This is a genomic window from Cognatundibacterium squillarum (assembly GCF_014652435.1).
GTDB classification, from domain to species: Bacteria; Pseudomonadota; Gammaproteobacteria; order Burkholderiales; family Burkholderiaceae_D; genus Undibacterium; species Undibacterium squillarum.
On the sequence record NZ_BMYU01000004.1, the window covers coordinates 390,068 to 415,751 of the forward strand.

At 50.6% G+C, this 25,684-nt stretch carries 40 protein-coding genes; 6 read left to right on the forward strand and 34 right to left on the reverse strand.

The annotated features are described in order from the left end of the window. Positions 1 to 40 precede the first annotated feature (40 nt). Complete coding sequence (locus IE092_RS10790; protein WP_189357174.1) at positions 41 to 739, reverse strand: c-type cytochrome; 699 nt, start codon at positions 737 to 739, stop codon at positions 41 to 43. A 199-nt stretch (positions 740 to 938) separates the two neighbouring features. Between IE092_RS10790 and yihA the strand changes: the two genes are divergently transcribed. The 6 genes from yihA to IE092_RS10820 all read left to right on the forward strand — a co-directional run bounded on the left by yihA (position 939) and on the right by IE092_RS10820 (position 7,826). Further along, positions 939 to 1,661, forward strand: a complete 723-nt coding sequence (gene yihA, locus IE092_RS10795) for a ribosome biogenesis GTP-binding protein YihA/YsxC (RefSeq protein WP_189357175.1) — start codon at positions 939 to 941, stop codon at positions 1,659 to 1,661. Between the two features lie 57 nt (positions 1,662 to 1,718). Continuing rightward, positions 1,719 to 2,726, forward strand: a complete 1,008-nt coding sequence (hemB, locus tag IE092_RS10800; protein WP_189357176.1) for a porphobilinogen synthase — start codon at positions 1,719 to 1,721, stop codon at positions 2,724 to 2,726. A gap of 666 nt (positions 2,727 to 3,392) precedes the next feature. Beyond that, complete coding sequence (locus IE092_RS10805) at positions 3,393 to 4,667, forward strand: sterol desaturase family protein (protein WP_189357177.1); 1,275 nt, start codon at positions 3,393 to 3,395, stop codon at positions 4,665 to 4,667. Continuing rightward, on the forward strand, positions 4,645 to 5,757 hold the full coding sequence (locus tag IE092_RS10810; protein ID WP_189357178.1) for a magnesium transporter CorA family protein: 1,113 nt from the start codon (positions 4,645 to 4,647) through the stop codon (positions 5,755 to 5,757). The genes IE092_RS10805 and IE092_RS10810 overlap by 23 nt, the downstream gene beginning before the upstream one ends. A 63-nt stretch (positions 5,758 to 5,820) precedes the next feature. Next, positions 5,821 to 7,257, forward strand: a complete 1,437-nt coding sequence (gene sbcB / locus IE092_RS10815; RefSeq protein WP_189357179.1) for an exodeoxyribonuclease I — start codon at positions 5,821 to 5,823, stop codon at positions 7,255 to 7,257. Between the two features lie 32 nt (positions 7,258 to 7,289). Further along, on the forward strand, positions 7,290 to 7,826 hold the full coding sequence (locus IE092_RS10820) for a GNAT family N-acetyltransferase (RefSeq protein ID WP_189357180.1): 537 nt from the start codon (positions 7,290 to 7,292) through the stop codon (positions 7,824 to 7,826). A gap of 89 nt (positions 7,827 to 7,915) precedes the next feature. Here IE092_RS10820 and IE092_RS10825 read toward each other — a convergent pair whose 3' ends face one another. The 33 genes from IE092_RS10825 to IE092_RS10985 all read right to left on the reverse strand — a co-directional run. Continuing rightward, positions 7,916 to 8,554 (reverse strand): peroxiredoxin, encoded by a 639-nt coding sequence (locus IE092_RS10825; protein ID WP_189357181.1) that lies wholly within the window; start codon positions 8,552 to 8,554, stop codon positions 7,916 to 7,918. 89 nt (positions 8,555 to 8,643) lie between these two features. Further along, entirely contained in the window at positions 8,644 to 10,467 is a 1,824-nt protein-coding gene (dsbD, locus tag IE092_RS10830; protein WP_189357182.1) for a protein-disulfide reductase DsbD, read from the reverse strand. Next, positions 10,464 to 10,802: a divalent-cation tolerance protein CutA gene (gene cutA / locus IE092_RS10835; RefSeq protein WP_189357183.1), complete on the reverse strand. Its 339-nt coding sequence runs from the start codon at positions 10,800 to 10,802 to the stop codon at positions 10,464 to 10,466. The genes dsbD and cutA overlap by 4 nt, the downstream gene beginning before the upstream one ends. Positions 10,803 to 10,923: 121 nt before the next feature. After that, complete coding sequence (gene rplQ / locus IE092_RS10840; protein ID WP_189357184.1) at positions 10,924 to 11,319, reverse strand: 50S ribosomal protein L17; 396 nt, start codon at positions 11,317 to 11,319, stop codon at positions 10,924 to 10,926. A gap of 109 nt (positions 11,320 to 11,428) precedes the next feature. Continuing rightward, entirely contained in the window at positions 11,429 to 12,406 is a 978-nt protein-coding gene (locus tag IE092_RS10845; protein ID WP_189357185.1) for a DNA-directed RNA polymerase subunit alpha, read from the reverse strand. A 102-nt stretch (positions 12,407 to 12,508) separates the two neighbouring features. After that, complete coding sequence (gene rpsD, locus IE092_RS10850; protein ID WP_189357186.1) at positions 12,509 to 13,132, reverse strand: 30S ribosomal protein S4; 624 nt, start codon at positions 13,130 to 13,132, stop codon at positions 12,509 to 12,511. Positions 13,133 to 13,323: 191 nt separating this feature from the next. Beyond that, entirely contained in the window at positions 13,324 to 13,728 is a 405-nt protein-coding gene (rpsK, locus tag IE092_RS10855) for a 30S ribosomal protein S11 (RefSeq protein WP_189357187.1), read from the reverse strand. 31 nt (positions 13,729 to 13,759) lie between these two features. Further along, positions 13,760 to 14,125, reverse strand: coding sequence for a 30S ribosomal protein S13 (rpsM, locus tag IE092_RS10860; protein WP_189357188.1), 366 nt, complete (start codon positions 14,123 to 14,125; stop codon positions 13,760 to 13,762). Positions 14,126 to 14,151: 26 nt separating this feature from the next. Then, on the reverse strand, positions 14,152 to 14,265 hold the full coding sequence (gene rpmJ, locus IE092_RS10865; RefSeq protein WP_014004415.1) for a 50S ribosomal protein L36: 114 nt from the start codon (positions 14,263 to 14,265) through the stop codon (positions 14,152 to 14,154). Between the two features lie 33 nt (positions 14,266 to 14,298). Beyond that, the gene (infA, locus tag IE092_RS10870; protein WP_005663428.1) at positions 14,299 to 14,517 is read right to left on the reverse strand and encodes a translation initiation factor IF-1; all 219 of its coding nucleotides are present in this window, start codon (positions 14,515 to 14,517) and stop codon (positions 14,299 to 14,301) included. Between the two features lie 15 nt (positions 14,518 to 14,532). Further along, entirely contained in the window at positions 14,533 to 15,867 is a 1,335-nt protein-coding gene (secY, locus tag IE092_RS10875; protein ID WP_189357189.1) for a preprotein translocase subunit SecY, read from the reverse strand. 24 nt (positions 15,868 to 15,891) lie between these two features. Then, on the reverse strand, positions 15,892 to 16,323 hold the full coding sequence (rplO, locus tag IE092_RS10880; protein ID WP_189357190.1) for a 50S ribosomal protein L15: 432 nt from the start codon (positions 16,321 to 16,323) through the stop codon (positions 15,892 to 15,894). 29 nt (positions 16,324 to 16,352) lie between these two features. Further along, the gene (gene rpmD, locus IE092_RS10885; RefSeq protein ID WP_189357191.1) at positions 16,353 to 16,532 is read right to left on the reverse strand and encodes a 50S ribosomal protein L30; all 180 of its coding nucleotides are present in this window, start codon (positions 16,530 to 16,532) and stop codon (positions 16,353 to 16,355) included. A gap of 10 nt (positions 16,533 to 16,542) precedes the next feature. Continuing rightward, on the reverse strand, positions 16,543 to 17,061 hold the full coding sequence (gene rpsE / locus IE092_RS10890) for a 30S ribosomal protein S5 (RefSeq protein WP_189357192.1): 519 nt from the start codon (positions 17,059 to 17,061) through the stop codon (positions 16,543 to 16,545). Positions 17,062 to 17,072: 11 nt separating this feature from the next. Then, positions 17,073 to 17,435: a 50S ribosomal protein L18 gene (gene rplR / locus IE092_RS10895; protein WP_189357193.1), complete on the reverse strand. Its 363-nt coding sequence runs from the start codon at positions 17,433 to 17,435 to the stop codon at positions 17,073 to 17,075. 12 nt (positions 17,436 to 17,447) lie between these two features. Further along, positions 17,448 to 17,981, reverse strand: coding sequence for a 50S ribosomal protein L6 (gene rplF, locus IE092_RS10900; protein ID WP_189357194.1), 534 nt, complete (start codon positions 17,979 to 17,981; stop codon positions 17,448 to 17,450). A gap of 10 nt (positions 17,982 to 17,991) precedes the next feature. After that, on the reverse strand, positions 17,992 to 18,387 hold the full coding sequence (rpsH, locus tag IE092_RS10905; RefSeq protein WP_189357195.1) for a 30S ribosomal protein S8: 396 nt from the start codon (positions 18,385 to 18,387) through the stop codon (positions 17,992 to 17,994). A 14-nt stretch (positions 18,388 to 18,401) separates the two neighbouring features. Then, a complete protein-coding gene (gene rpsN, locus IE092_RS10910; protein ID WP_189357196.1) occupies positions 18,402 to 18,707 on the reverse strand; it encodes a 30S ribosomal protein S14 in 306 nt (101 codons plus the stop codon). A gap of 7 nt (positions 18,708 to 18,714) precedes the next feature. Continuing rightward, entirely contained in the window at positions 18,715 to 19,254 is a 540-nt protein-coding gene (gene rplE, locus IE092_RS10915; RefSeq protein WP_189357197.1) for a 50S ribosomal protein L5, read from the reverse strand. A gap of 4 nt (positions 19,255 to 19,258) precedes the next feature. Continuing rightward, positions 19,259 to 19,573, reverse strand: a complete 315-nt coding sequence (rplX, locus tag IE092_RS10920) for a 50S ribosomal protein L24 (protein ID WP_189357198.1) — start codon at positions 19,571 to 19,573, stop codon at positions 19,259 to 19,261. 9 nt (positions 19,574 to 19,582) lie between these two features. Beyond that, on the reverse strand, positions 19,583 to 19,951 hold the full coding sequence (rplN, locus tag IE092_RS10925) for a 50S ribosomal protein L14 (protein ID WP_189357199.1): 369 nt from the start codon (positions 19,949 to 19,951) through the stop codon (positions 19,583 to 19,585). A gap of 238 nt (positions 19,952 to 20,189) precedes the next feature. Next, positions 20,190 to 20,462, reverse strand: a complete 273-nt coding sequence (gene rpsQ / locus IE092_RS10930; protein ID WP_189357200.1) for a 30S ribosomal protein S17 — start codon at positions 20,460 to 20,462, stop codon at positions 20,190 to 20,192. After that, a complete protein-coding gene (gene rpmC / locus IE092_RS10935) occupies positions 20,462 to 20,653 on the reverse strand; it encodes a 50S ribosomal protein L29 (RefSeq protein ID WP_189357201.1) in 192 nt (63 codons plus the stop codon). Before rpmC ends, rpsQ begins: the two co-directional genes overlap by 1 nt. A 12-nt stretch (positions 20,654 to 20,665) precedes the next feature. Further along, on the reverse strand, positions 20,666 to 21,085 hold the full coding sequence (gene rplP / locus IE092_RS10940) for a 50S ribosomal protein L16 (protein WP_189357202.1): 420 nt from the start codon (positions 21,083 to 21,085) through the stop codon (positions 20,666 to 20,668). A 2-nt stretch (positions 21,086 to 21,087) separates the two neighbouring features. Then, on the reverse strand, positions 21,088 to 21,903 hold the full coding sequence (rpsC, locus tag IE092_RS10945; protein ID WP_189357203.1) for a 30S ribosomal protein S3: 816 nt from the start codon (positions 21,901 to 21,903) through the stop codon (positions 21,088 to 21,090). A gap of 9 nt (positions 21,904 to 21,912) precedes the next feature. Then, the gene (rplV, locus tag IE092_RS10950) at positions 21,913 to 22,245 is read right to left on the reverse strand and encodes a 50S ribosomal protein L22 (protein ID WP_189357204.1); all 333 of its coding nucleotides are present in this window, start codon (positions 22,243 to 22,245) and stop codon (positions 21,913 to 21,915) included. A gap of 6 nt (positions 22,246 to 22,251) precedes the next feature. Beyond that, entirely contained in the window at positions 22,252 to 22,527 is a 276-nt protein-coding gene (gene rpsS / locus IE092_RS10955) for a 30S ribosomal protein S19 (RefSeq protein ID WP_189357205.1), read from the reverse strand. Between the two features lie 10 nt (positions 22,528 to 22,537). After that, on the reverse strand, positions 22,538 to 23,365 hold the full coding sequence (gene rplB / locus IE092_RS10960; protein WP_189357206.1) for a 50S ribosomal protein L2: 828 nt from the start codon (positions 23,363 to 23,365) through the stop codon (positions 22,538 to 22,540). A gap of 2 nt (positions 23,366 to 23,367) precedes the next feature. Beyond that, a complete protein-coding gene (rplW, locus tag IE092_RS10965; RefSeq protein WP_189357207.1) occupies positions 23,368 to 23,682 on the reverse strand; it encodes a 50S ribosomal protein L23 in 315 nt (104 codons plus the stop codon). After that, positions 23,679 to 24,302, reverse strand: coding sequence for a 50S ribosomal protein L4 (gene rplD / locus IE092_RS10970; protein ID WP_189357208.1), 624 nt, complete (start codon positions 24,300 to 24,302; stop codon positions 23,679 to 23,681). The genes rplW and rplD overlap by 4 nt, the downstream gene beginning before the upstream one ends. Positions 24,303 to 24,305: 3 nt before the next feature. Further along, positions 24,306 to 24,962 (reverse strand): 50S ribosomal protein L3, encoded by a 657-nt coding sequence (gene rplC / locus IE092_RS10975; RefSeq protein WP_189357209.1) that lies wholly within the window; start codon positions 24,960 to 24,962, stop codon positions 24,306 to 24,308. 183 nt (positions 24,963 to 25,145) lie between these two features. After that, the gene (gene rpsJ, locus IE092_RS10980; RefSeq protein WP_110255911.1) at positions 25,146 to 25,463 is read right to left on the reverse strand and encodes a 30S ribosomal protein S10; all 318 of its coding nucleotides are present in this window, start codon (positions 25,461 to 25,463) and stop codon (positions 25,146 to 25,148) included. A gap of 117 nt (positions 25,464 to 25,580) precedes the next feature. Beyond that, on the reverse strand, positions 25,581 to 25,684 hold a 104-nt coding region (locus IE092_RS10985), incomplete at its 5' end, for an EF-Tu C-terminal domain-related protein (protein ID WP_463322633.1).

Here is a 25,684-nt window from a genome sequence, read left to right on the forward strand (position 1 = left end):
GCCACCCCCTTCCGTATAAAAATCTGATTGTGGTGCGGGATTATTTCAGACCGGCGATATAGTCTGCAACGGCGCGCATTTCATCTTCTGACATCGATTTTGCAATCGTCATCATTTGCGGGCTGTTCAGACGCGCACCGGCGATTTTTGCGCCGCCTTTACGGGAACCGTTCTGGAAATTCTGCAGCTGTGCCAGCGTGTAATCCTGATGCTGACCGGCCAGACGCGGATACTGTGCAGGAATACCGGCACCGTTCGGGCTGTGGCAGCCTGCGCAGGCTGGTACATTTTTCTCAGCGATACCGCCACGGTAAATTTGTTTACCGAGTTCAACGATGTCTTTGTTTTTCGCTGCACCCGGTACGGATTTCTGCGCATTCAGATAAACAGCGACATTTTTCATGTCTTCCGGTGTCAGGGATTTCGCGAATGCGGTCATGGTGGCATTGTTACGCGCACCGGATGCGAATTCGGTCAGTTGTTTAACCAGATACACATCGTGCTGGGCAGACAGTTTAGGATTAACCGAAATCGTGGAATTGCCTGCATCACCGTGGCAGGACACGCAGGCAACGATGCCGCGTGCTGCATCACCAGCTTTGTACAGGGCTTCTCCTTTGGCCGGATCGGCTTTGACCGCTTTGGCATCGGTATTTGCATACGCTGCCGGGATCATCGACGACACTGCCAGCACGGCAATGCCAAGGGATTTCATCACTGGAAAGAAAGCACGGTTCATTCAAACACCCTGAGACTAGTAAGAGGATTCTGCCCTGAAGGCGAAAATGGCGTTGACACTGCTGGTCTGCCACACGTAAGACTAGAGCTGACAACCGGGTTCATCATTCGGGGGAAGCCCCCGCATAGCGAGCCTTATTGTACAATAGCTTTCCGGCAGCATACGCGCCGCATGTTGCATTTTTCCAAGATCTGAATCTATGTCCCTTCTCTGGCAAGCCCGTTTTTTTACCACGGTCAATCACCTGCGGGATCTGCCTAAGACGCAGATTCCTGAAATCGCTTTCGCTGGCCGTTCCAACGCCGGAAAATCAAGCGCTATTAATACACTAACCAACCAGAAGCGACTTTGTTTTGCATCAAAGACCCCTGGCCGGACTCAGCATATTAATTATTTTTCGATTGGTGGCGCCCACGTTGGCCAGCATCGTAATGATGAAGCCCGTCCCGAAGAAATCCGCGCCATGCTGGTGGATTTACCGGGCTACGGCTATGCCGAAGTCTCCGGTGCCGCTAAACAACACTGGAATATTCTGCTCGGCAATTATGTTCAGAAACGCGATCAGTTAGTTGCGCTGGTGCTGATTATGGATTCCCGCCGTCCGTTCACGGATCTGGACGTGCAAATGCTGGAATGGTTCGCGGACAGCGGCCGTCCGGTACTGTGTCTGCTGACCAAAGCCGACAAGCTGAACCGCAGCGAAGCCACCGCGGCGCTGCGTAAGGCTGAAGCGTTTCTGGAGCAGTATCACGACGATGAAGGCCCGCTGTTTCCTTACCACGTGCAATTGTTTTCTTCACTGAAACGCACCGGTGTGGAAGAAGCCGATGAAGCAATTCGCCAGTTACTTGGGCTGGATCAAGACCCCGACCAGCCTTTGTCTGACAATACCTCCTCTGAACAGCCTGACAGCTCTGAATGAGATTGCGGGGCAATCCGCCCCGTCAGGCTGCACCAAAAGATTCTGTGAAGGATATCCATGACTGCTCCTGTTAATCCCTTATTTCCTGCCATCCGCATGCGCCGTATGCGCAAAGATGCGTTTTCCCGTGCGCTGATGCGCGAAAACCATGTCACGGTGGAAGACCTGATTTATCCGGTGTTCATCGTTGAAGGCGAACAACAGCGTCAGGCGGTCGGCTCCATGCCCGGCGTGGAACGGATGTCGGTAGACGTGTTGCTGGAAACCGCAGCAGATTGTGTGGCGCTGGGGATTCCTGTCATCGCGCTGTTTCCGTCGGTCGATGCATCGCTGAAAACGCCGGATGGCCGCGAAGCCTGCAATCCGGATGGCCTGGTACCGCGCGCGGTACGTGCGCTGAAAGCAGCATTCCCTGAGCTGGGCGTGCTGACCGATGTGGCGCTTGATCCTTACACCAGCCACGGTCAGGATGGCGTGATCGATGAAAACGGTTATGTGCTGAATGATGAAACCACCGCGATTCTGGTGCAGCAGGCGCTGACGCAGGCTGCGGCCGGTGCCGATGTGGTGGCACCAAGCGATATGATGGATGGCCGCATCGGCGCGATTCGTCATGCGCTGGAAGAAGCTGGTCATATTCACGTCCGTATCATGGCTTACTCGGCCAAATACGCTTCGGCTTACTATGGTCCTTTCCGCGACGCAGTCGGTTCCGCTTCGAATCTGGGCAAGAGCAATAAAGCGAATTACCAGATGGACCCGGCCAACAGCGATGAAGCACTGCGCGAAGTGGCGCTGGATCTGGCCGAAGGTGCGGATATGGTGATGGTGAAACCGGGCATGCCGTATCTGGATATCGTGCGCCGTGTTAAAGATGAATTCCGCGTACCAACCTTTGCTTATCAGGTCAGCGGTGAATACGCGATGATCAAAGCTGCTGCGCAAAACGGCTGGCTGGATCACGATAAAGCGATGATGGAAGCGATGCTGGCATTCAAACGTGCCGGTGCCGATGGCGTGCTGACCTACTTTGCCCGTGATATTGCGCGTCTGCTCAAAAAATAAAACGCTGCAGTTCAGTTTGCGCTGATGCTGCTTCGTTGTCAGCCGGACTGAAATACGTTCTGATCCGAAACCGCTGTCTGCAATGCAGGCGGCGGTTTTTGTTTTCGCAGCGATAACGGCAATGCGGAAGGGTTGAAGGTTTGCGGAAGGTTTGTGGATAAACCGGATTCTGCGCACAGGCCAAAACCGCGCCTGACCACAACTGCGCAACTTCTCCGGTTTTCTGACGCTTCAGAAAGCTGCAGGTTTCCGCATCCGACCAGCATTTGATTTGCGTTTCTGACTGCCGCACGCTGTGGACAATCCGCATGTTGCACACAGCGCGGCGCAGCGCAACCCTGGCCGCAAGCCGCTGAAACGGCCATTTTTGCCTCAAAAATACCCCCGGGGGTATTTTTAAACGCCCAGTATTCATGCCGACAATCAGGCGGTTTTGCCATATACCCCCTGTTTTTCCGTATTTTTGCGGCATTGAACAGGTGCTGAAACAGCGTATTACCGGCGATCTTTGATGACATGGTCTGACAAAGTTTTACATGCACACGATCCGTGAAACGCATTTTTCACTTGAAAAAATCCTGTGCCGTACTACGCTTACCGACCCGCGTCGTAATTCACTAAATCATTTACCGGAATTCTGTACGCAACCGATCAGGAAAATGCAAAATGCTCACCTCACATCCCTGGCTGATGCTGGCTGTCATGCTGGCGATGGGACTGGCCATCCTCGCTGAAGCTCTGTGGCGCTGGCGAAAAAACCGCGAACTGCCGCTGGAAGACATGATCAGCGGTATCGGTATCGGCGGCGCCAGTCAGCTGGTGGCGGTGTATCTGCAAGTGCCCGGGCTGCTCGCTTACGATGCGCTGTGGCAGCATGCACGCTGGTTTGACTGGGATGCGAACGCACCGGCGCTGTGGCTGGGCACGCTGCTGTTATACGATTTTTGCTATTACTGGCTGCACCGTGCCGGACATCAGATTCACTGGCTGTGGGCGCTGCACGGCGTGCATCATCAGGGCGAGCTTTACCATCTGGCTGCCGGTTTGCGCCAAAGCCTGTTCAGTCCGCTGGTCAGCTGGCTGTTTTATCTGCCACTGGCTTTGCTCGGTGTGCCACCATCCGTCTTCATGGTGATCGCCCTCGTGCATATCGCTTACCAGTTCTGGATACATACCGAAGCGATCGGCCGCCTCGGCTGGATCGATCAGGTTTTCGTCACGCCGGAAAATCACCGCATCCACCATGCGTCTGATGATGTGTTTCTCGATAAAAATTACGGCGGCATGCTGATTATCTGGGACAAACTGTTCGGTACTTACGCGCAGCGTCAAGACAATCAGCCACTGACTTACGGTACCCGCAGTCCGCTGCGCAGTTTTTCGTTGTGGGATGCGAATCTGCAGATCTGGCGCAGCCTGTTGCGTCAGGCACGCGCCCTGCCCCGATGGTGGCATTGCTGGCAATTGCTGTGGCGGGCACCGGGCTGGTGGCCGGCACAAACGGTAAAGCTGCATTCAGACGAAACGCCGTGGCAAGCCGGTGCGGCTCCCTTCCGCCAGCCGCAGACAGCGACGGCACAGGCATTCTTACTTTGGCAACTGGCTGGCTTATTGCTGATCGGCTGGGTCTGCCTGTGCATAACACTGCCCTTGCACACAGGCTGGCAAATTGCTCTGCACGGCTGGCTGTTATGGGGATTTTCGAATCTCTGTTACCGGATCGGTGATGCGCGCCTTGCAACACAGCGCGAATGGTCGCGGGTAGCACTACTGGCGCTGCCGCTTGCGGCTTTTTCGCTGATCATGCCGGATTGGTTTTATACTGCGGCTTTCACCACTCCGTGGCTGTTACTGGGCGGACTGGCCTGCGCGATCCCTGCAGTCCGGTTATGGCTGCTCAGCGGCCCGTATTCCGCGCATGGAAAGATTTCACATCACTGAACAAAGCTGCCACCGGCTCAGCGAGGCAAGTACATGGCAGGCAGGCTCGCCGGGTTTTCTGTGGCTGGATATGCAGCATGAGGAAATTCCGGCCGACGCCGAACTCTGGCGTCAGCAGCTGGCAGCACTGACCGGCATCGACGTGTTTGATCTGCATTTGCAGGATGCGGCCAATCTGAACCATCCGTCCAGTTTTGAAGATACGCAAGACTACACCATGCTGGTATTCCGCAAGCTGTTACTGAATGCGGAACCGTCACGCAATACAGATACCACCGACACGGTGCGTCGCCGCTTACCGGCAGCATTGCAGAAACTGCAGACTGCGCCGGTGAGTTTTATCTTTACCGATGATGTGCTGATCACTGTGCGTCCGGCACAAAGCCGCACCATCGAATCGCTGCAGCAAAAACTGCTGGCATTCACGCCGCGCAGCGATACACCGCAACGCAATGCACGTATGCCGTCCAGCCCGACCGATCTGATGCTGCGCTTGCTGAATGCGATGGTGGACCAGTATCTGGAATTACGTCAGCCGCTGACGCAGCAACTCGACCGCTGGCAACAGGCTTTGCTGAATCCGCGCCGTCCGTTTAATAACTGGATGGCGTTGCTGGAAGCGCGCATGGAATTACGCCGGCTGGATAATCTGTGCGAAGAACAGCACGATGCACTGCAGGAATTGCGCGATCATCTGGTCGATACCTATGACAGCTTCGATGACAACAGCGCACGCGCCAAAGACTGGTTACTGGTACGTACCAATGATGTGATGAGCCATGTGCAGCGCGTACTGAATCACGCACGTCGCCTCGAAGGCACGCTGGAATCGGCGGTGCAAATGCATTTCTCGGCAATGGCACACCGCACCAGTGAAATCATGCGCGTGCTGACGGTGATCACCGCGCTGTTTATGCCACTGACTTTAATCACCGGTATCTTTGGTATGAATTTTGAACACATGCCACTGATCAAAACCGATCATGGCTTTGGTTACACCATGGCAGGCATGGCATTCATCGTTGTGCTGCTGTTACTGGTTTTCCGTCGCCAGCGCTATCTGGAAGATCAGATCCGCGATCAGATCTGATCTTCAATTTCTTATTTACTCAATTAATATCTTCTACCGCGCCGTTCCCCGGCGCTGCACAGCATGCAAGCATACAGTTTTCTCTGGCACGATTATGAAACCTTCGGCGCCGTACCGCGCAAAGACCGTCCGGCACAGTTCGCTGCCATCCGCACCGATGCGGATCTGAATGAAATCGCTGAACCGGTGATGTTGTTCTGCCAGCCGGCACCGGATTATCTGCCTGATCCGGTATCCTGTCTGATTACCGGTATCACGCCGCAACAATGTCTGGAACAAGGCGTACCGGAGGCCGAATTTGCGCGCCGCATCGAACAGGAACTGGCGCAGACCGGCACCATAGGCGTCGGCTATAACACCATCCGTTTCGATGATGAAGTCACCCGCTTTTTATTCTGGCGCAATCTGACCGATCCGTATGCACGCGAATGGCAGAATCAGTGCGGACGCTGGGATATTCTGGATCTGGTACGCACCGCATGGGCACTGCGCCCTGATGGCATACAGTGGCCACGCAATGATGAAGGCCGCCCGAGTTTTCGTCTCGAACATTTAAGCGCAGCGAATGGCCTTGCGCATGAAGCGGCACATGATGCCTTATCCGATGTGCGCGCCACCATTGCGCTGGCACGTTTGCTGAAACAGCAGAACCCGCGTCTGTTTGACTTCTGCCTCGCGCTGCGCCGTAAAGAACGGGTACTGGAAGAAACCGGCTGGCCGCAGCGCAAACCTTTCCTGCATGTGTCCGGCATGATTCCGGCAGAACGCGGCTGTATCACCGTAGTCTGGCCACTGGCAATGCATCCGACCAATAAAAATGAAATGATCGTGTGGGACTTGCAAGCTGATCCGCGTGAACTGGCAAGTCTGGATGCAGAAACCATACGCCGCCGTCTGTTCACCCGCAGCGAAGATTTACCGGAAGGCGAACAGCGTCTGCCCCTGAAAACCATCCATATTAATAAATCGCCGGTGGTAATCGGTAATCTGAAAACCCTGAGTGCAGAACGTGCGGCGCACTGGCAAATCGATATGCAGCAAGTGATGGAACATGCTGCGCACGCCGATGCACTGACACTGGCTGAAGATCTGTGGCAACAGGTATATCAGCGTCAGGGTGCGGGCGATGGTGACGCGGACGTGGATCAGGATTTGTACGGCGGCTTCATCGGTGCCGGTGACCGCAAAATTCTGAACCAATTACGTGAACTAGATGGTTATGAAATTGCGAACCGTTCTGTGCATTTTCAGGATAGTCGTCTGAACGAATTACTGTTCCGCTACCGCGCACGTAATTTTCCGGAAAGCCTGAATGAGGAAGAACAGGAACACTGGCAACAGCACTGTGCCGCGCGTCTGCATGACGGTGCCGGCGGTGCGCTGACGGCGGAAGCTTTCTTTGACAAGATCGATCAGTTATCCGAAGAAGCAGATGAGCGTGCCGAAGAAATTCTCGGCGCTTTATACGATTACGCCGAACAAATTATTCCGATGCGATAAAATGCATTAATTCATATTTATAAGGAGCAAGCATGATTCCGGGCAGCACATTTCATCTGCGTTATCCGCGTAAAGAAGAAATTCCGCATCTGGTGCATTTGATGAATCTGCCGGAAGCGCGCGGGCAATTTTTACCGCGTGAATTGTTCCTGCCAGCCGTGATGGAAAAGCGTCTGATGGATGCCCAAGAATCGCGTGAGCATATGGAATTTTTTGTGATTGCGGATCAGGCAGATCAGATTCTGGGCCGCGTATTTCACTTTAAAACCGTACCGTATTTTCAGTCACGCGAAATCGGTTATTCGATGTTCACCGATGAAGTACGCGGTAAAGGCATCATGACAGAAGCGGTGACGCTGCTGCGCGATTACCTGTTCGATACCACGCTGCTGAACAGGCTGGAAATTCACATGAATACTGAGAACAAAGCATCGGAACGGGTTGCCGTCAAATGCGGCTTTCAGCTTGAAGGCACTGCACGCGGTGCAGTATTCGACCGTGGCCGTTACCATGACATTCTGATGTATGCCTTGCTGCGGGATGAGTGGAAAGCTTTACGTGATAGCTGAACCATGCTGAATGCAGCTGAGCGAACTTTCAGCATATAAGCAAAAAGCCCGTCTTTGCAGACGGGCTTTTTTTAATCCGGATATTCAGATTATTTGTTTGGCTGCGGTGTAATACGCAGGTAAGGCTTCGGTGCTTTATAGCCTTTCGGATATTTCTGTTTGATCACTTCTTCATCTTTGACTGACAAAGGAATAATCACGTCATCGCCATCGCGCCAGTTGCCCGGTGTTGCAACCGTATGTGCGTCAGTCAGTTGCAGCGCATCGATCACACGCAGTACTTCATCAAAGTTACGGCCTGTGCTCAGCGGATATGTAATGATCAGACGTACTTTTTTGTTCGGGTCGATGATGAACAGCGAACGGACTGTCACGGTATCAGACTGATTCGGATGAATCATGTCGAACAAGCCTGCTACTTTGCGGTCTGCATCAGCGATGATAGGGAAGCCGACCACGGTATTCTGGGTTTCTTCGATATCTTTGATCCAGTCCAGATGGGATTGTGCGCCGTCTACGGACAACGCGATGGCTTTGACATTGCGTTTATCGAACTCTGGTTTCAGCTTGGCAGTCAGCCCCAGTTCTGTCGTGCAGACAGGTGTGAAATCAGCCGGATGTGAAAACAAAACAACCCAGGAATTGCCTGCCCATTCATGGAATTTCAGCGGGCCTACGGAAGAATCCTGTTCAAAATCAGGAGCGATATCGCCTAAACGCAAAGTCATGGAATTCTCCAAAAATGTTAGTCACAACAATATAGGGGCGGCATCTCACAACGCCAACGATGAAGTCGTGAGATGCTTATAATGACTGGTTATAAAGCGCCTTTATCAGTCTTTTGCAATGACTGATAGAAAGTATCTGCGTTCTGATAACCGACGACACGGGTATCCTGCATTTCCTGACCGCGCGAATCGAAGAAAATGATGCCGGGCGGGCCAAATAAACCAAAGCGCTTCAGCAAAGCTTTGTCATCGGCGTTATTGGCCGTCACATCAGCTTGCAGCAACAGCATGGTTTCCATCTTGGCGCGTACGCGATCATCGGTGAATGTCAGCTTTTCCATTTCCTTACAGGACACACACCAGTCGGCATAAAAATCCAGCACTGCGACTTTGCCTTTGTTTTGCGCAAGCACCTGATCCAGTTCAGCGACAGATTTAATACGCTTGAACGTTACTCCATGCTTTTGAGTACCAGTCAGGTGCGCAACCGGTGCAAACACATCGCGACCACCGGTCGCAACGCCAACACCCTGCAACAAGCCCAGCAAGACAAATATCACACCTATCGCTTTACCCAGTTTGCCGGAGCGCTGAATAGCCAGTGCATAGACACCGTAAGCACCGAACAGGAGCGCCCAACCAGTCATTTGCATCCAGGCAGGAATCACGGGCGAAATCATCCACAGCGCCATACCGAGCATCAGCACGCCGAAGAATTTTTTAATGTTTTCCATCCAGATACCGGCTTTCGGCAACAGACTACCGGCGGAAATACCCACCAGTAACAACGGCACACCCATACCGATGGCAATCGAAAACATCGCGATACCACCGACCATGATGTCGCGGGTCTGACTGATATACACCAGCGCGCCGATCAGCGGACCAGTCACGCATGGGCCGACGATCAGTGCCGAAACTGCTCCCATCAGAAACACGCCCAGCAGTTTGCCGAACCGGCCGTCACGCTGTTTCTCGGATACCTGGGTCAGACGTGTCTGAATCGCTGCAGGCATCTGCAACTGATAGACGTTAAACATAGACAGCGCCAGAACCACCATCAGCAATGCGAATGCGCTGAGTACCCACGGATTTTGCAATGTTGCTGCGAGGCCTTCACCCGCCAGACCGGCGGCAATACCCATGCCTGTGTAAATCAGCGACATACCGAGCACATAGGCCAGCGATAAAGCGAATGCCCGTGCGCGTGTAACCGACGCACCTTCACCGACGATGATGAAGGACAGAATCGGTACCATAGGCAATACACATGGCGTCAGCGACAAACCCAGACCAAGTACAAAGAACAACGGGATGATGACAACCAGGCGACCACTCTTCAGCGCACCGGCGATACGGCTGCTGAGATCACCCTGCGACGCAATTTCTTTCGGTGTTTCCGCTGATGTTACCGGCATGGAGCCAGCGCTGCCAGCATTCGCGTTACCACCAGCGGCCGCCGCAGTCAGTTTGAATTCCTGATCCAGCGGCGGATAACACAAGCCCTGATCCGCACATCCCTGACGCGTCACTTTGAGTGTAAAGCTGCCATCTGACAGAACAGGAACGCGAACCACCAGCCCGTCACGGTAGGTCTCGACTTCCTTGTTAAAGGTTTCATCGAATTTCACTTTACCGGATGGCAGCACCGGCTCGCCGATTTTTCCGTCCGGAGAGCTGAATTTCAGGCGCTCGCGGTACAAATAGTAACCACTCGCTATCGTAAATTTCACTTCTGCAACGTTACCGTCAACGATTTGCGCCTGAACCGGGAATGCCTGCTCGGGATCAAGAAATTCCTGCGCATGTGCGCCGGCCATCCATACCAGCCAGCCTGTCAGCAGCAGGAACACCTGCTGTAATTGTCGTATCCATCCTGCGGATACGTTCGGAGTATATGTCGCTGCTTTCATTCTTTTCCTGTCTGTTCCTCTAGCCAATGCAGATATGCCGGCAAACCGGCAACCACGGGGACCGCGATGATCTCCGGTACATCATAAGGGTGGTGTTCATGCAGATAAGCTTCCAGCGCCGCGTAACGCGTACTCAGAGTCTTGATGTGCATACTGACTTCAACGGCCTGCTCAGTTTTTCCATCCCACCTGTACACAGACTGTATTCCGGGCAGGATGTTCACACATGCGGCAAGTTTATTTTCAACGATGGCATGTGCTAGTGTCGTTGCAACTGTCTGATCGGGTACATTGGTCAGTACCAGTATGTATTGTGACTGTGCATTTTTCATCATCACTATTTTACCTTTCAGGCAGAAATTTTTCCTGTGCCGATAAGGCTTGGGCAGAATCAAAAACGTTCAGATAAAAAAAAACCGCTCAGCGAACTGAGCGGTTTTCCGGAAAATCTGAGAATTACTCAGCAGCTGGAACTTCAGCTACGTCAGAAATCTCTGGACGATCTACCAGTTCAACGAAAGCCATCGGTGCATTGTCGCCAACGCGGAAACCCATTTTCAGGATACGCAGGTAGCCACCTGGACGGGTAGCGTAGCGTGGGCCGATTTCAGCAAACAGTTTCTGAACGATTTCGCGGTCACGCAGACGAGCGAATGCCAGACGTTTGTTTGCCAGCGTGTTTGTTTTACCCATAGTGATCAGAGGCTCAACAACGCGACGCAGCTCTTTTGCTTTTGGCACAGTTGTTTTGATTGCTTCGTGACGCAGCAGGGAAACTGCCATGTTACGGAGCATTGCCAGACGATGGGAAGAAGTACGGTTCAGCTTACGTAAGCCGTGACGATGACGCATAATAATTTCCTTTCAGGTTTATAAAAGCCAGCTCTTCTATCAGCACAAGCTGCGGGCCGGTACGCTACTACTACGGGAGGGATGAGTGACCTCATCCCGAATTCTTCAATTACTTCTCGAGACCGGCTGGCGGCCAGTTTTCGAGTTTCATGCCCAGAGACAGACCACGGGAAGCCAGAACTTCTTTGATTTCGTTCAGAGACTTACGGCCGAGGTTCGGTGTCTTCAGCAGTTCATTTTCGCTACGCTGGATCAGATCACCAATGTAGTAAATGTTTTCTGCTTTCAGGCAGTTTGCAGAACGTACTGTCAGTTCCAGATCATCAACAGGACGCAGCAATACCGGATCAACCGCAGGCGCGCGGGACGGTGCTTCGGTTGTTGTTTCTGTGCCTTCCAGTGCTGCGAATACGGTCAGCTGATCAACCAGTACGCGTGCGGACTGACGAATCGCTTCTTCAGGGGAAATCACACCGTTAGTTTCGATGTTGATTACCAGTTTATCCAGATCGGTACGCTGCTCCACACGAGCAGATTCAACTGCATAAGAAACACGGCGAACAGGAGAGAAAGATGCATCCAGAATCATGCGACCGATGGTTTTATTCGCATCTTCAGACAGACGACGAATGTTACCAGGCACATAACCGCGGCCTTTTTCTACTTTGATCTGCATATCCAGCTTGCCACCTGTGCTCAGGTTAGCGATCTGGTGTTCAGGATTGATGATTTCAACGTCGTGTGGCAATTCGATATCGGATGCCAGAACAGCGCCTTCACCATCTTTTTTAAGCGTCAGGGTCACTTCATCGCGGTTGTGCAGTTTGAAAACCACACCTTTCAGGTTGAGCAGAATATCAACGACGTCTTCCTGAACACCGTCCAGCGAGGAGTACTCGTGAACAACACCGGCAATAGTAACTTCAGTCGGTGCATAACCAGTCATGGTGGACAGCAGTACGCGACGCAGCGCATTACCCAGTGTATGACCATAACCGCGCTCAAACGGTTCCATTGTCACTTTAGCGTGACCAGGACCCAGTGTTTCTACGTCGATAATACGTGGCTTCAACAGATTTGTTTGCATGAAATGTCCTTTTCAATACCCTCGGCTCGTTACACCGATAAGGCTGATGGCATTAAAGAAAAACGCCTGCCTGAAAACTCAGGCAGGCGGTACTGACCCGGATTAACGGGAATACAATTCAACGATCAGAGATTCGTTAACATCGTGAGCGATGTCGGAACGATCTGGCATCGATTTGAAAGTACCTTCCATTTTCTTGGCATCAACAGAAACCCAGATTGGGAAACCGATGTTTTCTGCCAGAGACAGGGATTCAACGATACGTGCTTGTTTTTTCGCTTTTTCACGAACAGCAACTACGTCACCTGCTTTAACTTGGTAAGAAGCGATGTTAACAACGTTGCCGTTAACAGTGATTGCTTTGTGACTTACCAGCTGACGAGCTTCTGCACGTGTGGAACCGTAGCCCATACGATACACAACGTTGTCCAGACGGGATTCCAGCAATTTCAGCAGAGTTTCGCCAGTGTTGCCTTTTTGACGGTCTGCTTCAGCGAAGTAACGACGGAACTGACGTTCCAGAACGCCGTACATACGTTTAACTTTTTGCTTTTCACGCAGCTGGTTACCGAAGTCAGAAGTACGTGCACCGGAAGTGCGACCGTGCTGACCTGGTTTTACGTCCAGTTTGCATTTGGAATCCAGAGAGCGGCGTGCGCTCTTCAGGAACAGATCTGTGCCTTCGCGGCGGGCCAGTTTGGCCTTAGGTCCGATATAACGTGCCACAATAATTTCCTTTTCAATGACGCAGGACATGCCCGCGCTAGTCTGATCCCGATTTGATCAGACAGTGGTCTTAAAAAGCCGGCCCTGTCGTAACAGGAAAGGCCAATACACAACACAAAACCCGCCTATTAAAGGGCGGGCGTAAATTCTAACGAAATTTTCGTCAGAACACCAGCGACTTTCGTCACTGATTAGATACGGCGGCGTTTTGGAGGACGGCAGCCGTTGTGCGGAACTGGTGTAACGTCCTGGATCACAGAAATCTTGATACCGAGAGCGTTCAGTGCACGTACAGAAGATTCACGGCCTGGGCCTGGACCTTTGATACGCACTTCCAGATTTTTGATACCGCATTCAACTGCAACTTTACCTGCAGTTTCAGCAGCAACCTGAGCTGCAAAAGGTGTCGATTTACGCGAACCTTTGAAGCCTGCACCACCGGCAGTTGCCCAAGACAACGCGTTGCCTTGACGATCAGTGATCGTGATGATGGTGTTGTTGAAAGAAGCGTGAACGTGTGCGATACCTTCCGATACGTTCTTTTTAACTTTCTTACGCGCACGTGCTGCTGCTGCGCTAGATTGAGCTTTTGCCATAATGTTTTCCTTGGATCCGGGCTAGCCTGGATTATTTCTTCAAAGATTGAGCTGCTTTACGTGGGCCTTTACGTGTACGCGCATTGGTGCGTGTACGCTGACCACGAACTGGCAGACCCTTACGATGACGCAAGCCACGATAGCAACCGAGGTCCATCAGACGCTTGATGCTCATGGACAATTCACGGCGCAGATCGCCCTCGACAACAAACTTCGCGATTTCATCACGCAGTTTTTCGAGTTCGCTGTCGTCCAGATCTTTCACTTTTTTAGTGGTCGGAACGCCAGTTGCTGCACAGATGTCTTGTGCGCGTGGACGGCCGATACCATAGATCGCTGTCAGGCCGATTACGGTATGCTGATGATTTGGGATGTTAACCCCTGCAATACGTGCCATTCGTTATTCCTCGTTCAATAGGTTTATCAACCTTGGCGCTGTTTGTGACGTGGTTCGGTGCAGATCACACGAACAACGCCTTTGCGCTTGATGATTTTGCAGTTGCGGCAGATCCGCTTAACTGATGCGAGAACTTTCATAATTGCCCTCTTCCCTTATTTATTCACTTAAATTTACTTGGTACGGAACACTATTCGCGCCCGGCTTAAATCATAAGGCGTCAATTCTACCGTGACCTTATCACCAGGCAAAATGCGAATGTAATTCATACGCATTTTGCCGGAAATATGGCCAAGCACAACATGTCCGTTTTCCAACTTAACTCGAAATGTTGCATTCGGAAGATTCTCCAGAATCTCGCCTTGCATTTGTATAACGTCGTCTTTTGCCATTCGTTCTGATTCCGCTTATCGTGTCGGCATGCCGCCTTTGAAATTTGCCTTGCGAAGAAGTGATTCATATTGCTGGGACATAATGTAATTCTGTACCTGCGCCATGAAATCCATCGTCACGACAACAATAATCAACAGCGATGTACCACCGAAATAGAAAGGAACTTTCCATTTCGCCACCAGAAACTCCGGCAGCAAACATACCAGTGTGATATAGATCGCACCAGACAGTGTCAGACGCATCAGGATCTTATCGATATAACGCGCTGTTTGCTCACCCGGACGAATACCAGGAACAAATGCACCGCTTTTCTTCAGGTTGTCCGCAGTTTCTTTGCTGTTGAATACCAGTGCGGTATAAAAGAAGCAGAAAAATACGATAGCAACTGCGTACAGCAGAGCATGAATCGGCTCCCCCGGCGCCATCGATGCAGCCAGATCTTTCAGAAAATTGACGAATCCCGAAGAAGAATCTGCACCTTTGGTGAACCAGCTGGTGATAGTAGCCGGAAACAGGATAATCGACGATGCGAAAATCGGAGGAATCACGCCAGCCATATTCAATTTCAATGGCAAGTGTGTACTCTGACCGCCGTAAACCTTGTTACCAACCTGACGTTTCGCGTAATTGACCAGAATCTTACGCTGACCACGCTCAATAAATACAACCATGTACGTGACAGCAGCGGCAATCACACAGATCAGCAGAACAGAAAAACCGCCCATCTGACCTTCATTCACCTGTTGCAGCAAGCCGCTCAGCGCAGCCGGCAAACCTGCAGCGATACCGGCAAAGATAATGATAGAGATACCATTACCCAAACCACGCTCCGTAATTTGCTCGCCCAGCCACATCAGGAACATAGTCCCGGTGACCAGCGTTACAACGGTTGTAAAACGAAATGCAAAGCCCGGATCCAGCACCAGACCAGTCTGCCCCTCAAGCCCAAACGCAATAAAGTAAGCCTGCAGGGTCGCAAGCACCACTGTACCGTAGCGCGTGTACTGAGTAATCTTTCTGCGGCCGGCTTCACCCTCTTTTTTGAGAGCTTCCAGCTGCGGAGAGACGATGGACATCAACTGCATGATAATCGATGCCGAAATATACGGCATGATACCGAGCGCAAACACGGTTGCCCGTGACAATGCACCACCGGAGAACATGTTAAACATCCCCAAAATACCATTCTGGTTTTGCTTAAACAAGTCATCCAATGCAGTCGGGTTGATGCCAGGAACAGGAATATGTGCCCCGATCCTGTAGACAACCAGCGCGGCAAGCAGGAACCAGAGTCGGCCCCATGGAAATCCGCTTGCAGCACTTTTAGCTTGTTGTGGAGATGTCGCCAATTGTTACTCCGGTGTCTGCACTGATTAAGCGACCGTACCGCCAGCAGCTTCGATTGCAGCTTTAGCGCCTTTAGTGACAGCCAAGCCGTTCAAAGTTACTTTCTTGGAGATCGAACCGGACAGAATCACACGTACAGAACGTGCGAGTTCATGAACGATACCGGCTTGTTTCAGTGCCAGTACGTCGATTTCTGTCACAGGCAGATTTTCCAGGTCGGACAAACGTACTTCTGCTTTAAACGGTGTTGCCAGCGATTTGAAACCGCGTTTTGGCAAACGGCGTTGCAGAGGCATCTGACCGCCTTCGAAACCAACTTTGTGGAAGCCGCCCGAACGGGATTTCTGACCTTTATGGCCACGGCCTGCAGTTTTACCTAATCCAGAGCCGATACCACGACCAACGCGACGTTTGGCGTGTTTTGCACCGGCAGCTGGTTGAATGTTATTCAATTCCATTATTTTGCTCCGAGTCTAAGCCTGTCGACTTAGCCTACTACCTTTACCAGGTAGGCGACTTTATTGATCATGCCACGTACCGCTGGTGTATCTTGCAATTCCGAAACGGAATTTACACGACGCAGGCCCAGGCCACGTACTGTTGCACGGTGATCCTGACGTGTACCGATCAGGCCTTTGACCAATTGCACTTTAATAGTCTTCGACATTGTGCTCTCCTTAACCGAGGATTTCTTCAACGGTTTTGCCGCGTTTCGCTGCAATATCCGCTGGAGTGCTCATTTTTGCCAGACCATCCAGTGTTGCACGAACCATGTTGTAAGGGTTTGTGGAACCGTGGGATTTAGCAACCACGTTTACAACACCCATTACTTCAAAAATCGCGCGCATTGGACCACCAGCGATCACACCAGTACCGTCTTTAGCTGGAGAAATCATCACTGTAGACGCACCGTGCTTACCAACAACAGAGTGCTGCAGAGTACCGTTTTTTAACGGCACTTTGATCATTTTGCGACGTGCTTCTTCCATTGCTTTCTGAACAGCAACTGGAACCTCTTTGGACTTACCTTTGCCCATGCCGATGCGGCCATCGCCATCACCAACGACTGTCAACGCAGCGAAGCCCATGATACGACCACCCTTAACCACTTTGGTTACACGGTTGATCGAAATCATTTTTTCGCGCATGCCATCATCCGGTTTGTCGGCTGCTGTTTTTGCTTGCATTTTTGCCATGACAATTTTCCTTAGAACTTCAAGCCGGCTTCACGGGCAGCTTCTGCCAGTGCTTTGATACGGCCGTGGTAACGGAAACCGGAGCGGTCAAACGCAACTTCGGTAACCCCTGCTTTGATAGCCTTCTCTGCAACGCGTTTGCCGATCAGAGTTGCTGCTGCGACGTTGCCGCCAACACCAGTTTTGCCAGCCAATTCTGCACGAACTTCTTTTTCCACGGTGGAAGCGGAAGCTACAACTTTGGCGTCTGGGCCAATGATGTTTGCGTAAATGTGCAGGTTGGTGCGATGCACGGCCAGGCGATTCACTTTGAGTTCTGCGATCTTCGCACGGGTTTTGCGTGCGCGGCGCAGACGTGACTGTTTCTTGTCCATCGTCAACCCCTATTACTTCTTCTTGGTTTCTTTGATAATAACCACTTCGTCCACATAACGAACACCCTTGCCTTTGTATGGCTCTGGGCTGCGGTATGCACGGACTTCAGCTGCAACCTGACCAACTTTTTGCTTGTTAACACCTTTGATAACAATTTCAGTCGGGGTCGGAGTTGCACAGGTTACGCCTTCAGGCATCTGATGTACTACTGGGTGAGAAAAACCCAGAGACAGATTCAGTTTGTCGCCTTGAGCTTGTGCTTTGTAACCAACACCAACCAAAGAGAGCTTGCGCTCAAAGCCTTTGGTTACGCCAGTTACCATATTGTTGACCAAAGCACGCAGTGTACCGGTCATCGCGTTTGCTTCGCGAGTTTCGTTTGCTGGTGCAAAAGTCAGGGTACCGTTATCGTTAGCAACTGTAACCAGACCATTCAGGCCTTGGCTCAGTACGCCTTGCGGACCCTTAACTGTGATTTGCTCTGCAGAAATAGCGACTTCTGCGCCGGCTGGCAGAGCGATTGGCATCTTACCTACTCGAGACATCTTTCACTCCTTAGGCGACGTAGCAAATTACTTCGCCACCGACACCGGTTGCGCGCGCTTTACGATCTGTCATAACGCCTTTTGGTGTAGATACAATCGCTACACCCAGACCGTTCAACACACTTGGAATCTCGTCTTTACCACGGTAAATACGGAGACCTGGGCGCGATACACGTTCCAGACGCTCAATAACAGGACGTCCTGCATAATATTTCAGACCGATGTTCAATTCAGTCTTACCTGCAGTTTCAGTAACTGCGAAATCTTCAATGTAACCTTCGTCTTTCAGAACAGTTGCGATAGCAACTTTTACTTTGGAAGACGGCATCGCAACGGAAGCTTTGCTAACAACTTGTGCGTTACGGATGCGGGTCAGCATATCGGCGATAGGATCGCTCATACTCATTGCTAATTCTCCTATTACCAGCTGGCTTTAGTCATACCCGGGATTTCGCCACGCATGGCGATCTCACGGACCTTAATACGGCCCAGACCGAATTTACGGAATGTACCACGTGGGCGACCTGTCAGAGCGCAGCGATTGCGTTGACGTGTAGGATTCGCATTGCGTGGCAGAGTCTGCAACTTCAGGCGCGCTTCGTAGCGCTCTTCTTCAGTTTTAGACTGGTCTTCGATGATGGCCTTCAGTTCAGCGCGTTTACCGGCGAATTTCTTCACCAGATCCGCACGCTTCTTCTCACGATTAATCAGTGCCAGTTTTGCCATGGCGACCTCAGTTTCTGAACGGGAATTTAAATGCGGCGAGGAGCGCTTTCGCTTCTTCGTCGGTCTTAGCTGTCGTCGTGATACTGATATTCATACCACGCAGCGCATCGATTTTGTCGTATTCGATTTCAGGGAAAATAATCTGTTCCTTGACACCGATGTTGTAGTTACCACGACCATCAAATGCACGACCAGACACACCACGGAAGTCACGTACACGAGGCAGCGCAACAGTGATAAAACGATCCAGGAATTCGTACATATGCGCGCCGCGCAGAGTCACCATACAGCCAATTGGGTAACCTTCACGGATTTTAAAGCCAGCGATCGCTTTACGTGCTTTGGTCACAACAGGTTTTTGACCTGCAATCTTTGTCAGATCACCAACAGCATGTTCAATCACTTTCTTGTCCGCAACTGCTTCAGACAAACCCATATTCAGGGTAATCTTAGTAATGCGCGGAACTTCCATCGAAGACTTATAACCAAACTTTTCAGTCAGTTCGCTAACGATTTTATCTTTATATAATGCTTGGAGACGGGCCATGATGTTATGCCTTCACAACTTCGCCAGTAGATTTAAAGACGCGAACTTTTTTACCATCCACAACTTTAAAACCTACACGGTCTGCCTTGCCAGATGCAGCATTAAATAACGCCACATTGGACACATGAATCGGCATCAGTTTATCTACGATGCCACCAACTGCGCCTGTCATAGGATTAGGCTTAACCGCTTTTTTAGCAACGTTAACGCCAGCAACGATAACATAATCAGCACTGACAACTGCCTGCACCTGACCACGTTTACCTTTATCTTTACCCGTCAAGACGATGACTTCGTCATTTTTACGAATCTTGTTCATGACGACTCCTTACAGTACTTCAGGAGCCAGAGACACGATTTTCATAAAGCGCTCAGTACGCAGTTCGCGCGTCACTGGGCCAAAAATACGTGTGCCGATAGGCTCAAGTTTATTATTCAACAATACTGCTGCATTGCCATCGAATTTGACCAGCGAGCCATCTTGACGACGAACACCTTTAGCTGTGCGAACCACAACGGCGTTATAAATCTCACCTTTTTTCACACGACCGCGAGGAGCAGCAGACTTCACAGTGACCTTAATTATGTCACCGATACCTGCGTAACGACGCTTGGAACCGCCCAACACCTTAATGCACAATACTTCGCGTGCGCCGGTGTTGTCGGCCACTTCCAGCCGACTTTCTGTTTGAATCATAATATTCTCTTTCCCAACTTAATCCACACAACTTGCGCATTGCAAGCTTGTAGTCAGTCTTGGACCCGCCAGCCAACCCCTACATAACCCACAATGCACGAGTCAACTGATTAGGTGGACGATTTAACTAATTTCGCAGCGAGAACTGCTACGAAGACGTTTTAGGCTGTTATCCGTATTAACTACAGATAACAGCCTTAGATTATCGCACCAAAAAAATTTTTGTGCAATAAAATTGTTATACAGTCTGTGCGACCTGAATCACACGAGTAACTGTCCAGGATTTAGTCTTAGAAATTGGACGACCTTCCTGAATTTCGACTGTATCGCCTTCCTTTGCCTGGTTAGCTTCATCGTGCGCATGGTACTTCGCAGTACGAACGATGATCTTGCCATACAGAGGATGTTTGACGTGACGTTCAACCAGTACTGTAACTGTTTTGTCCATCTTGTCAGACACGACTTTGCCAATCAATGTGCGCTTCAATGCCACTTTAACTTGATCGTTCATTATTTGGCACCCTTCTGATTGATGACTGTTTTCACGCGGGCGATGTCACGACGAACTTTTTTCAGTTGCGCTGTATTTGTCAGCTGTTGCGTTGCGAGCTGCATACGCAGGCTGAACTGAGCTTTCAACAGATCATTCAGTTCTTTTGTCAAAGCCGCTTGATCCTTAGCTTGGAGTTCAGATGCTTTCATTGTGGACTCCTATTATTGACCGATTTGACGAACGACGAAAGTCGTAGCCAGCGGCAGCTTGGCAGCTGCCAGGCGGAACGCTTCGCGTGCGAGCGACTCATCGACACCTTCCATCTCGTACAACATTTTGCCTGGTTGAATCTCGGCAACGTAGTACTCAGGATTACCTTTACCATTACCCATACGAACTTCAGCTGGCTTCTGGGAAATTGGCTTATCTGGGAAAACGCGAATCCAGATACGACCGCCACGTTTGATATGACGAGTCATTGCACGACGCGCAGCTTCAATCTGACGCGCTGTGATGCGGCCACGGCCAACCGCTTTCAAACCAAATTCACCGAAAGAAACTGCTGTGCCGCGCTCATGGGAAATACCCTTGTTACGGCCTTTTTGTTCCTTACGATATTTTCTGCGTGCTGGTTGCAGCATGATTATTCTCCTGCTTTCTCAGCTGGTGCAGCATCTGCCTTACGAACACGTTTGGCTGGAGCTGCAGCTGTGTTTTGTCCGTCCGCACGTTTTGCGCGCGGGCGGCTGTTTGGCTTACCGTCATCACGACGTGGACCACGACGTTTTTTGTCGTCTTCTGGTGCAGTGTCGATTACCGGAGCTTCGCCATTCGCCAGACGATCACCTTTATAAACCCAGACTTTAACGCCGATAATACCGTAAGTAGTCGACGCTTCACCGAAACCGTAATCGATATCAGCACGCAGTGTATGCAGAGGCACACGACCTTCGCGATACCATTCTTTACGCGCAATTTCGATACCATTCAGACGACCACCGGACATGATCTTGATACCCTGAGCGCCCAAACGCATTGCGTTTTGCATCGCACGTTTCATCGCACGACGGAACATAATACGTTTTTCGAGCTGCTGAGCAATCGAATCAGCGATCAGCTGTGCGTCGATTTCTGGCTTGCGAATTTCTTCGATGTTCACATGAACAGGAACGCCCATCATTTTGGACAGTTCCGCTTTCAGAACTTCGATATCTTCGCCTTTTTTACCGATTACAACACCCGGACGGGAGCTGTAAATGGTTATACGTGCATTTTTTGCTGGACGCTCAATAGTGATACGGCCGACGGATGCATTTTTCAGTTTCTTTTTCAGGTAGTCACGTACCTTCAGATCTTCACCCAGCATGGAGGCAAAATTTGCATTGCCTGCGTACCAGCGGGAAGCCCAGTTACGTGTTACTGCCAGACGAAAACCGGTTGGATGTATCTTCTGTCCCATCGCGACTCCTTAGTTACCAACAGTCACGTAGATGTGACAGGATTGTTTAGAGATACGATCACCACGACCTTTAGCGCGTGCTGTGAAGCGCTTCAGAATCGCACCTTTTTCGACATAAATCGTTTTAACTTTCAGTTCGTCGATGTCTGCACCGTCATTGTGCTCTGCATTCGCAATTGCGGATTCCAGAACTTTTTTGATGATTGCAGCACCTTTTTTCGGGCTGAAAGCCAGAATGTTGAGTGCCTGATCTACTTTTTTACCGCGGATCATATCTGCCACGAGACGACCTTTTTGCTCTGACAGACGAACACCGCGCAGAATTGCTTTAGTTTCCATCATCGGTCCTTATCGTTTAGCCTTTTTGTCGGCTGCATGGCCTTTGAATGTGCGTGTCAGCGCAAATTCACCAAGCTTGTGACCAACCATATTTTCGGAAACATAAACCGGTACGTGTTGCTTACCGTTATGAACCGCAATAGTCAAACCGATAAAGTCCGGCAGAATTGTCGAACGACGGGACCAGGTTTTGATTGGCTTTTTGTCTTTAGACGCTTGCGCAGCTTCGACTTTCTTCACCAGGTGGGCGTCACAAAACGGCCCTTTTTTCAATGAACGTGTCATGTGTTATCCCTTATTTCTTACCACGGCGAGAGACGATCATCGAAGTAGTACGCTTATTGCGACGAGTCTTCTTACCTTTAGTCTGTTGACCCCATGGAGATACTGGATGACGACCGGCTGCTGTTTTACCTTCACCACCACCGTGCGGGTGGTCGATCGGGTTCATGACCACACCGCGAACGGTAGGACGAACACCGCGCCAGCGCATCGCACCAGCTTTACCAATCTTACGCAGGTTATGCTCACCATTACCTACTTCACCGATTGTCGCGCGGCATTCGATATGAATACGGCGAACCTCACCGGAACGCAGACGAACCTGCGCATAGGTACCTTCGCGCGCCATCAGAACAACGCCAGCACCAGCTGTACGTGCAATCTGAGCGCCTTTACCTGGCAACATTTCTACGCAGTGCATAGTGGAGCCAACAGGAATATTGCGGATAGGCAGGCAGTTACCGGCTTTGATAGGAGCCTGGGAACCGTTCATCAGCTGATCGCCAACGGAAACACCCTTAGGAGCGATGATGTACTTACGCTCGCCGTCTGCGTAGCACAGCAGTGCAATGTGCGCAGTACGGTTAGGATCGTATTCGATACGTTCAACTTTAGCAGGAATACCGTCTTTGTTGCGTTTGAAGTCAACAACACGGTAATGATGCTTGTGACCACCACCGATATGACGGGTAGTGATGTGACCGTTATTATTACGGCCGGAAGTTTTGGTTTTCTTTTCCAACAAAGCAGCAAACGGACGGCCTTTAAACAGACCTTCAGTTACCACTTTCACCATACCACGACGACCTGGTGAGGTTGGCTTCATCTTAACGAGTGCCATAATTATGCCTCCTCAGTGAAGTTGATTTCCTGGCCGGGCTTCAGACACACAAACGCACGTTTGGTGTGATTACGACGACCAACAAATCTACCGGTACGTTTTTGTTTACCTTGGCGATTTGCTACTTGCACAGACTGAACCTGCACTTTAAACAGCAATTCGACGGCAGCTTTGATTTCTGGCTTAGTTGCATCTGGCGCTACCAGAAAAACAACTTGCTCATTCTTTTCAGCAACCATTGTTGCTTTTTCAGAAATTACAGGAGCCAGCAATACCTTCATCAGGCGTTCTTCGCTATGTTTGACTACTGCGTTCATGCCAGCATCTCCTCAATCTTAGCCAGTGCTGGTTTGGTGATCAGTACTTTTTTGTAGAACACCAAAGAAACTGGATCAGCGTAACGTGGCTCTACAACCAGGACGTTCGCCAGGTTACGTGCAGCCAGCATCAGATTTTCATTGAAATCTTCAGTGATAATCAGCACGGAATCAGCGCAACCCATTGCTTTCAGCTTCGCAGACAACAGCTTTGTCTTTGGCGCTTCAACAGTCAGGCCGTCGATCACTTGCAGACGATCTTCACGAGCGAGCTGAGACAGAATCGAGCAGACACCTGCGCGATACATCTTTTTGTTAACTTTGTGAGAGAAGTTCTCTTCCGGAGAGTTCGGGAATGTACGACCACCACCACGCCACAGAGGAGAAGAAGACATACCAGCACGTGCACGGCCAGTACCTTTTTGACGCCACGGTTTCTTTGTGGTGTGTTTTACTTCTTCACGGTCTTTTTGTTTGCGATTACCGCTACGTGCGTTCGCTTGGAATGCAACTACAACCTGATGAATCAGGGCTTCATTGTAGTCACGACCGAAGATCGCATCAGAGGCAGCAACATTAGACGCTGCTTGACCTTGTTCGTTCAGGAGCTTCAGTTCCATGAATTATGCTCCCTTCTTGGCTTTAACTTTAACAGCAGGCGAAACAACTACCTGACCATTTTTTGCGCCCGGCACGGCACCCTTCACCAGCAACAAAGAACGCTCGGCATCGATACGTGCGATTTCGAGGTTTTGCACTGTGCACTTAACGTCACCCATGTGACCAGTCATGCGCTTACCAGGAAAAACACGACCTGGATCCTGCGCCATACCGATCGAACCTGGAACGTTATGGGAACGGGAGTTACCGTGAGTTGCGCGACCAGAAGAGAAGTTGTAGCGTTTAATGGTACCGGCATAACCCTTACCAATGGAAACACCCTGAACGTCTACTTTTTGACCAACTTCGAACAGACCTACAGGCACAACATCGCCTGCTTTCAGTTCAGCAGCCTTAGCAGCATCAACGCGGAATTCTTTCAAGACGACGCCAGCTTCAACACCTGCTTTAGCAAGGTGACCGGCAGCCGCTTTATTTACGCGGGAAGCACGGCGCTGACCAAATGTTACCTGAACAGAAGTATAGCCGTCTGTTTCAGGAGTTTTGACTTGCGTCACGCGGTTGTTGGACACGTCCAGCACAGTAACAGGGATAGAATCACCGTCATCTGTGAAGATGCGCATCATACCAACCTTGCGACCTAAAAGGCCCAAGCTCATTATTTTCTCCATTCTCACCTACGGTTGGGTGAGGCTGATGTTTAAAAAAACTTAAACAAATAGGCCAGCTATTGCTGACCCACGTTTAAGCCCTCCATTGTATTCCGCAAAATTTTGCTTTGCAAGAAAAATTTCTCACGAATGCACAAACATCCGAAAAAAAATCAATGCAGGGTTACCGTATTATTGCAGTTTGATTTCAACGTCAACGCCAGCTGGCAAATCCAGCTTCATCAGTGCATCAACAGTTTTATCTGTCGGATCAACGATATCCATCAGACGCTGATGGGTACGGATTTCGAACTGGTCGCGGGAAGTTTTATTAACGTGCGGGGAACGCAGTACGTCAAAACGCTGGATGCGTGTCGGCAGAGGAACTGGACCTTTTACAACTGCACCAGTACGCTTAGCTGTCTCAACGATTTCCAGAGCAGACTGATCGATCAGTTTGTAATCGAACGCTTTCAGACGAATGCGGATTTTTTGATTTTGAGTAGACATTGCTATTCCTATAAAGAACGGTGCTGAATTCGTAAATTCAGCGTTTTTACAAAGAACGTAAAAAAACGGCTGCCGAAATTTTCGGCAGCCGTTTAGTGTACACCAAAATTACGAGAATTACTCGATAATTTTCGCTACAACGCCCGCACCAACGGTACGACCGCCTTCACGGATCGCGAAACGCAGACCTTCTTCCATAGCGATCGGGGAAATCAGTTTCA

Excerpts from the sequence above, each read along its gene's own strand:
- rpsM (WP_189357188.1), bottom strand. The coding sequence starts at position 14,125 with ATGGCACGTATTGCAGGGGTTAACATCCCAAATCATCAGCATACCGTA.
- rplC (WP_189357209.1), bottom strand. The coding sequence starts at position 24,962 with ATGAGCTTGGGCCTTTTAGGTCGCAAGGTTGGTATGATGCGCATCTTC.
- rpsQ (WP_189357200.1), bottom strand. The coding sequence starts at position 20,462 with ATGAACGATCAAGTTAAAGTGGCATTGAAGCGCACATTGATTGGCAAA.
- rpsC (WP_189357203.1), bottom strand. The coding sequence starts at position 21,903 with ATGGGACAGAAGATACATCCAACCGGTTTTCGTCTGGCAGTAACACGT.
- rpsK (WP_189357187.1), bottom strand. The coding sequence starts at position 13,728 with ATGGCAAAAGCTCAATCTAGCGCAGCAGCAGCACGTGCGCGTAAGAAA.
- rpsH (WP_189357195.1), bottom strand. The coding sequence starts at position 18,387 with ATGAGTATGAGCGATCCTATCGCCGATATGCTGACCCGCATCCGTAAC.
- cutA (WP_189357183.1), bottom strand. The coding sequence starts at position 10,802 with ATGATGAAAAATGCACAGTCACAATACATACTGGTACTGACCAATGTA.
- rpmC (WP_189357201.1), bottom strand. The coding sequence starts at position 20,653 with ATGAAAGCATCTGAACTCCAAGCTAAGGATCAAGCGGCTTTGACAAAA.
- hemB (WP_189357176.1), top strand. The coding sequence starts at position 1,719 with ATGACTGCTCCTGTTAATCCCTTATTTCCTGCCATCCGCATGCGCCGT.
- IE092_RS10790 (WP_189357174.1), bottom strand. The coding sequence starts at position 739 with ATGAACCGTGCTTTCTTTCCAGTGATGAAATCCCTTGGCATTGCCGTG.
- rpsE (WP_189357192.1), bottom strand. The coding sequence starts at position 17,061 with ATGGCAAAAATGCAAGCAAAAACAGCAGCCGACAAACCGGATGATGGC.
- rpsS (WP_189357205.1), bottom strand. The coding sequence starts at position 22,527 with ATGACACGTTCATTGAAAAAAGGGCCGTTTTGTGACGCCCACCTGGTG.
- rplV (WP_189357204.1), bottom strand. The coding sequence starts at position 22,245 with ATGATGGAAACTAAAGCAATTCTGCGCGGTGTTCGTCTGTCAGAGCAA.
- dsbD (WP_189357182.1), bottom strand. The coding sequence starts at position 10,467 with ATGAAAGCAGCGACATATACTCCGAACGTATCCGCAGGATGGATACGA.
- rplD (WP_189357208.1), bottom strand. The coding sequence starts at position 24,302 with ATGGAACTGAAGCTCCTGAACGAACAAGGTCAAGCAGCGTCTAATGTT.
- rplF (WP_189357194.1), bottom strand. The coding sequence starts at position 17,981 with ATGTCTCGAGTAGGTAAGATGCCAATCGCTCTGCCAGCCGGCGCAGAA.
- IE092_RS10805 (WP_189357177.1), top strand. The coding sequence starts at position 3,393 with ATGCTCACCTCACATCCCTGGCTGATGCTGGCTGTCATGCTGGCGATG.
- rplE (WP_189357197.1), bottom strand. The coding sequence starts at position 19,254 with ATGGCCCGTCTCCAAGCATTATATAAAGATAAAATCGTTAGCGAACTG.
- rplX (WP_189357198.1), bottom strand. The coding sequence starts at position 19,573 with ATGAACAAGATTCGTAAAAATGACGAAGTCATCGTCTTGACGGGTAAA.
- rplB (WP_189357206.1), bottom strand. The coding sequence starts at position 23,365 with ATGGCACTCGTTAAGATGAAGCCAACCTCACCAGGTCGTCGTGGTATG.
- rpmD (WP_189357191.1), bottom strand. The coding sequence starts at position 16,532 with ATGTCGAAGACTATTAAAGTGCAATTGGTCAAAGGCCTGATCGGTACA.
- rplW (WP_189357207.1), bottom strand. The coding sequence starts at position 23,682 with ATGAACGCAGTAGTCAAACATAGCGAAGAACGCCTGATGAAGGTATTG.
- rplQ (WP_189357184.1), bottom strand. The coding sequence starts at position 11,319 with ATGCGTCATCGTCACGGCTTACGTAAGCTGAACCGTACTTCTTCCCAT.
- rpmJ (WP_014004415.1), bottom strand. The coding sequence starts at position 14,265 with ATGAAAGTTCTCGCATCAGTTAAGCGGATCTGCCGCAACTGCAAAATC.
- yihA (WP_189357175.1), top strand. The coding sequence starts at position 939 with ATGTCCCTTCTCTGGCAAGCCCGTTTTTTTACCACGGTCAATCACCTG.
- rplR (WP_189357193.1), bottom strand. The coding sequence starts at position 17,435 with ATGGACAAGAAACAGTCACGTCTGCGCCGCGCACGCAAAACCCGTGCG.
- rplN (WP_189357199.1), bottom strand. The coding sequence starts at position 19,951 with ATGATTCAAACAGAAAGTCGGCTGGAAGTGGCCGACAACACCGGCGCA.
- rplP (WP_189357202.1), bottom strand. The coding sequence starts at position 21,085 with ATGCTGCAACCAGCACGCAGAAAATATCGTAAGGAACAAAAAGGCCGT.
- rplO (WP_189357190.1), bottom strand. The coding sequence starts at position 16,323 with ATGGAATTGAATAACATTCAACCAGCTGCCGGTGCAAAACACGCCAAA.
- IE092_RS10845 (WP_189357185.1), bottom strand. The coding sequence starts at position 12,406 with ATGCAAACAAATCTGTTGAAGCCACGTATTATCGACGTAGAAACACTG.
- rpsN (WP_189357196.1), bottom strand. The coding sequence starts at position 18,707 with ATGGCAAAACTGGCACTGATTAATCGTGAGAAGAAGCGTGCGGATCTG.
- IE092_RS10820 (WP_189357180.1), top strand. The coding sequence starts at position 7,290 with ATGATTCCGGGCAGCACATTTCATCTGCGTTATCCGCGTAAAGAAGAA.
- IE092_RS10810 (WP_189357178.1), top strand. The coding sequence starts at position 4,645 with ATGGAAAGATTTCACATCACTGAACAAAGCTGCCACCGGCTCAGCGAG.
- sbcB (WP_189357179.1), top strand. The coding sequence starts at position 5,821 with ATGCAAGCATACAGTTTTCTCTGGCACGATTATGAAACCTTCGGCGCC.
- IE092_RS10825 (WP_189357181.1), bottom strand. The coding sequence starts at position 8,554 with ATGACTTTGCGTTTAGGCGATATCGCTCCTGATTTTGAACAGGATTCT.
- rpsJ (WP_110255911.1), bottom strand. The coding sequence starts at position 25,463 with ATGTCTACTCAAAATCAAAAAATCCGCATTCGTCTGAAAGCGTTCGAT.
- infA (WP_005663428.1), bottom strand. The coding sequence starts at position 14,517 with ATGGCAAAAGACGACGTTATACAAATGCAAGGCGAGATTCTGGAGAAT.